Source organism: Arenibaculum sp. (assembly GCF_035998295.1).
In the GTDB taxonomy this organism is placed as follows: domain Bacteria; phylum Pseudomonadota; class Alphaproteobacteria; order Azospirillales; family Azospirillaceae; genus DASYHS01.
Map to the genome: position 1 here is coordinate 1 of NZ_DASYHS010000218.1, position 3,652 is coordinate 3,652.

4 protein-coding genes are annotated in these 3,652 nt (G+C 72.6%); 2 read left to right on the plus strand and 2 right to left on the minus strand.

The window, feature by feature from the left end:
• Positions 1-176 precede the first annotated feature (176 nt).
• Positions 177-707, plus strand: a complete 531-nt coding sequence (locus VGO20_RS21120) for a terminase small subunit (RefSeq protein ID WP_327504360.1) — start codon at positions 177-179, stop codon at positions 705-707.
• 322 nt (positions 708-1,029) lie between these two features.
• On the opposite strand, the gene VGO20_RS21125 is transcribed toward VGO20_RS21120, so the two are convergent.
• On the minus strand, positions 1,030-2,013 hold the full coding sequence (locus tag VGO20_RS21125; protein WP_327504361.1) for an MBL fold metallo-hydrolase: 984 nt from the start codon (positions 2,011-2,013) through the stop codon (positions 1,030-1,032).
• Between the two features lie 140 nt (positions 2,014-2,153).
• Between VGO20_RS21125 and VGO20_RS21130 the strand changes: the two genes are divergently transcribed.
• On the plus strand, positions 2,154-3,071 hold the full coding sequence (locus tag VGO20_RS21130; RefSeq protein WP_327504362.1) for a LysR family transcriptional regulator: 918 nt from the start codon (positions 2,154-2,156) through the stop codon (positions 3,069-3,071).
• A 9-nt stretch (positions 3,072-3,080) separates the two neighbouring features.
• Here the strand turns inward: VGO20_RS21130 and VGO20_RS21135 are convergent.
• A partial coding sequence (locus VGO20_RS21135) for a hypothetical protein (RefSeq protein WP_327504363.1) occupies positions 3,081-3,652 on the minus strand: 572 nt, incomplete at its 5' end.

Below are 3,652 nucleotides of genomic sequence, written 5' to 3' on the forward strand. Positions count from 1 at the left end.
GCCGACTTTGGGGGCGGGCTTCCTTTTCATGGCGCGCCTATATAGCGCCTGCCGAGGCGCTTGCACAGGGAAGGAAACAGCGAGCGGTTACGGCGCGAACATCCCCTCTCCACCATTTGACATTGTTCCTAATTTGTTCCAATATGGGACGGTCATTCCTACCGAGGTGCCGCGCCATGGCCGTCGAAGCGTCGCTCAACCCCCGCCAGGACCTGTTCTGCACTTTCGTCGCGGAGGGCACGTCCTACGCCGCCGCCGCGCGCATGGCCGGCTACGCGCCCAAATCCTCGCGCGAGCGCGGCTCGGAGCTGATGGCCAACGAGACCGTGTGCCGGCGGGTCCAGGAGCTGAGGGCCCAGCGCACGGCCGCCCACGCCTCGATGTTCGACCGCCTGGAGGGCTGGCTGGTCCGCCTGGTCGAGCGCGCGATCGAACTCGACCAAATCGCCAACGCCACGCGCGCGATCGACCGCCTGATGCAGCTCCACCCCATGAAGAACCGCGCCAACGCCCGCCTGCCGGCCTTCGCCGACGCGCAGGACGAAGCCGACGACCTGTCCGCCGCCCTGCTCCTGGACCTCGCCGAGCCCGGGTCGGCCCCGATCCCTGCCGACGCCCAGGCCTCTGCCCCGGCCGTCGCGCCGGCCGCCCCCGTCCTCAACCGCCGCCGGCGCCGCGCCCTCCAGGCCACCCTGCGCCGCAAGTAGCCGCCGGCGCTCCCCGTCGATCCGGAACCCTCGTGACGCTTGCCGGACGATCCCGGTTGATCGGACCGGGGCCGCCCACGCGCGCCCGGACGACGAGCGGAGGAGCTGCGGTGAGCGACGAGGACGACAGATACGAGAAAATGACCCGTCTGCTGGCGGGTGAGACCCTGAACGACGCCACCTTGAGATTGGTCGCGGGCATCGCGATCCTCGCGGTGGTGCTCGGGACGCTGGCATGGCTGTTCCACTGACCGGCCGGCCCGTGCGGGGGCGCGGGGCCGCCCCACGCCACCCCCACGAACCCCCACATACCCCTACGATTCTACGACCCGTAGTCCCACTCGGCCGGGACGAAGCGGTACGCCGCCCCCTCCCGCGCCACGTGGCCGAAGCCCGGGAACGGCAGGTGCATCCCCGCGACCAGCACGCGGTCGGCGGCGGCGCGGTCCAGCGCCCGCTTGCGCGTCCGCGCGGCCTGCTGCGGGTCGACGTCGAACGCGAGGCCCCATTCCGGCTGGGCGAACTGGTAGGCGGCGACGTGGACGGTGTCCGCCCAGATGAACAGGCCCTCGCCATCGGACAGGACCATGAACCCGGCATGGCCCGGCGTGTGGCCCGGCAGCGGCACCGCCCGGATCGGCCCGACGGCCTCGCCTTCGCCCTCGATCAGCCTCAGGCGGCCGGCATAGGCCGCCGCCGCCGCGCGTGCGCCCAGGAAGAACGGCCTGGCCCCGGCCGGCGCGCGGGCGAGGTTCGCGTCGTCGTGCCAGAACGCGTGGTCGGCCCCGGTGACGACGAGATCGGCGTTGGGGAACAGCGGCCCGCCCTCCGGCGTCAGCGCGCCGTTGACGTGGTCGGGATGCATGTGGGTGATCAGCACCGTGTCGATCCGCTCCGGCGACGCCCCGGCCGCCTCCAGCAGGGCGGGGACGCGCCCCAGCGTCGGCCCCATGCCGGTCGAGGTGCCGGTGTCCACCAGCACCTTCCGGTCGCCGAGATCGACCAGATAGGCGTTGACGGGGATGCGGCGCGGCCCCGGTTCCTGGAACGCGGCCCCGGCCAGCGCCGCGGCCTGCGCGTCGTCGGCGCCGACGAGCAGGTCCGGCCCCACGTCCATGTAGCCGTCGAGCAGCGCGGTCACCTCGACAGAGCCGACCTTGCGGCGGATGATCCCGGACGCCGATGCGTTGGCTGGCGGTGCGTTGGCTGGCGGCGTGCCGGCGAGTGCCGGAAGCGGGGGATCGAGAAGGACGGCGGTGCCGGCGAGGCCGGCGCCGGCCAGGAAGCGGCGACGCGAGAACGGCATGGCATCATCTCCGATGGGGAGCAGGGCTCCGTTGGCTGGAGGCGCCATCTTCCTCATAGGCCGGGGTTTTTGAACTCGCGTCCGGATTATTGGTCTTATTATGCTGCGTTATTAATCGGCAACGATGCGGAAGGCGTTCCATGGACCGTTTGACGATGCTGGCCAGCTTCGTGCGCGTCTGCGAGGCGGGAAGCTTCTCGGCGGCGGCGCGCGAGCTCGGCGTCAGCCAGCCGGCCGTCAGCCAGCAGATCCGCACGCTGGAGGCGCGCCTGGGCGTGCGCCTGTTCGACCGCACGACCCGCAGCGTCTCGCCGACCGAGGCCGGCGCCCGCTATCTCGATCACGCCCGCGACGTGCTGGAGCGCCTCGACGAGGCCGACCGGACGGTCGGATGCCTGGACAGGGCGATGTGCGGGCGGCTCGTCGTCGGCGCGCCGGTCGGCTTCGGCTCCAGCGTGCTCGCCCGCTACCTCGTCGACTTCAAGCGCGCCTATCCCGACCTGCTTCTGGACGTGGCGCTGACCGACCGCTTCGTCGACGTCATCGCCGAGCGGCTGGACGTCATGATCCGCATGGGCGCCATCGCCGACGACCGCCTCGTCGTGCGCCGGCTCGGCGCGATCGGGCGCCGGCTCGCGGCGACGCCGGACTATCTCGACCGCAAGGGGCGCCCGCGCCGCCCGGAAGACCTCGCGGCGCACGACTATCTCCTCTACGCCCAGCTCCCCGAGCGGGTCTCGCTCACCGGCCCGGCCGGCGAGCGGGTCGAGGTGCAGCCCCGGCCGACCTTCCGGTCCGACAACTCCGTGCTGACGCGCGAGCTGCTCCTCGCCGGGCTCGGGATCGGCCTCGGCCACGAGATCGTGCTCGCCCCGCTCGTGGCCGAGGGAAGGCTCGAATACGTGCTGCCGGAGTGGCGCTACGATCCGCACCAGGTCCACGCCGTCTATCCGTCCAACCGCTACATCCCGCTGAAGGTCCGGCGGTTCGTGGACGGCTTCGCCGAGCACCTGCGCACGCTGGGCGCCCTGGTCGCGACGGAGCCCGCGACGGCGTGAGCCTCTGCCTCACGTCTCCCCGTCGTCCTCCTGGTCCTCTTCGTCCTCCTCCTTCCCGCCGTCCAGCGCGTCCAGCGCGTCCAGCGCCGCGTCGCGCAGCAGGGACTTGGCGCGCGTCCGCCGCTCCCCGCGGGACTGGAGCGTCCCTTCGACCAGCTCCAGCACCGTCACCACCTCGCCGGTCTTCAGCACGGTCTCGAACGCCCCGATCCGGGCGGCGAGCCGGGCCGGCGCGATTCGCCTGCGGCGCGGCGGGGGCGGGGGGCGGACGGCGGTCGGGTCGATGAAGCCGTCCTTCAGCGGCGGCGGCACGTTCAGGCGCTTGGCGATGTGGCGCAGAACCTCCGCCTGCCGGTCCGACAGGCGCCCATAGGCGACGTAGTGGAGCAGGAACTCCGCGATCCACCGCCGGTCGCCGGGCGAGCGGTAGGCCGAGCGCCGCCCGAGCGCGCGGAAGATGCCGAAGTTGCGCGCGATGGCGTCGCGCACCCGCCGGCCCCGGGCGAAGCGGCGCCTCAACGCCCGGTGCCGCAGGTCCTCGCCCGTATCGTCGGGATCGGAGCCGCGCAGCTCGGCCTCGC

Excerpts from the sequence above, each read along its gene's own strand:
- VGO20_RS21120 (WP_327504360.1), top strand. The coding sequence starts at position 177 with ATGGCCGTCGAAGCGTCGCTCAACCCCCGCCAGGACCTGTTCTGCACT.
- VGO20_RS21130 (WP_327504362.1), top strand. The coding sequence starts at position 2,154 with ATGGACCGTTTGACGATGCTGGCCAGCTTCGTGCGCGTCTGCGAGGCG.
- VGO20_RS21125 (WP_327504361.1), bottom strand. The coding sequence starts at position 2,013 with ATGCCGTTCTCGCGTCGCCGCTTCCTGGCCGGCGCCGGCCTCGCCGGC.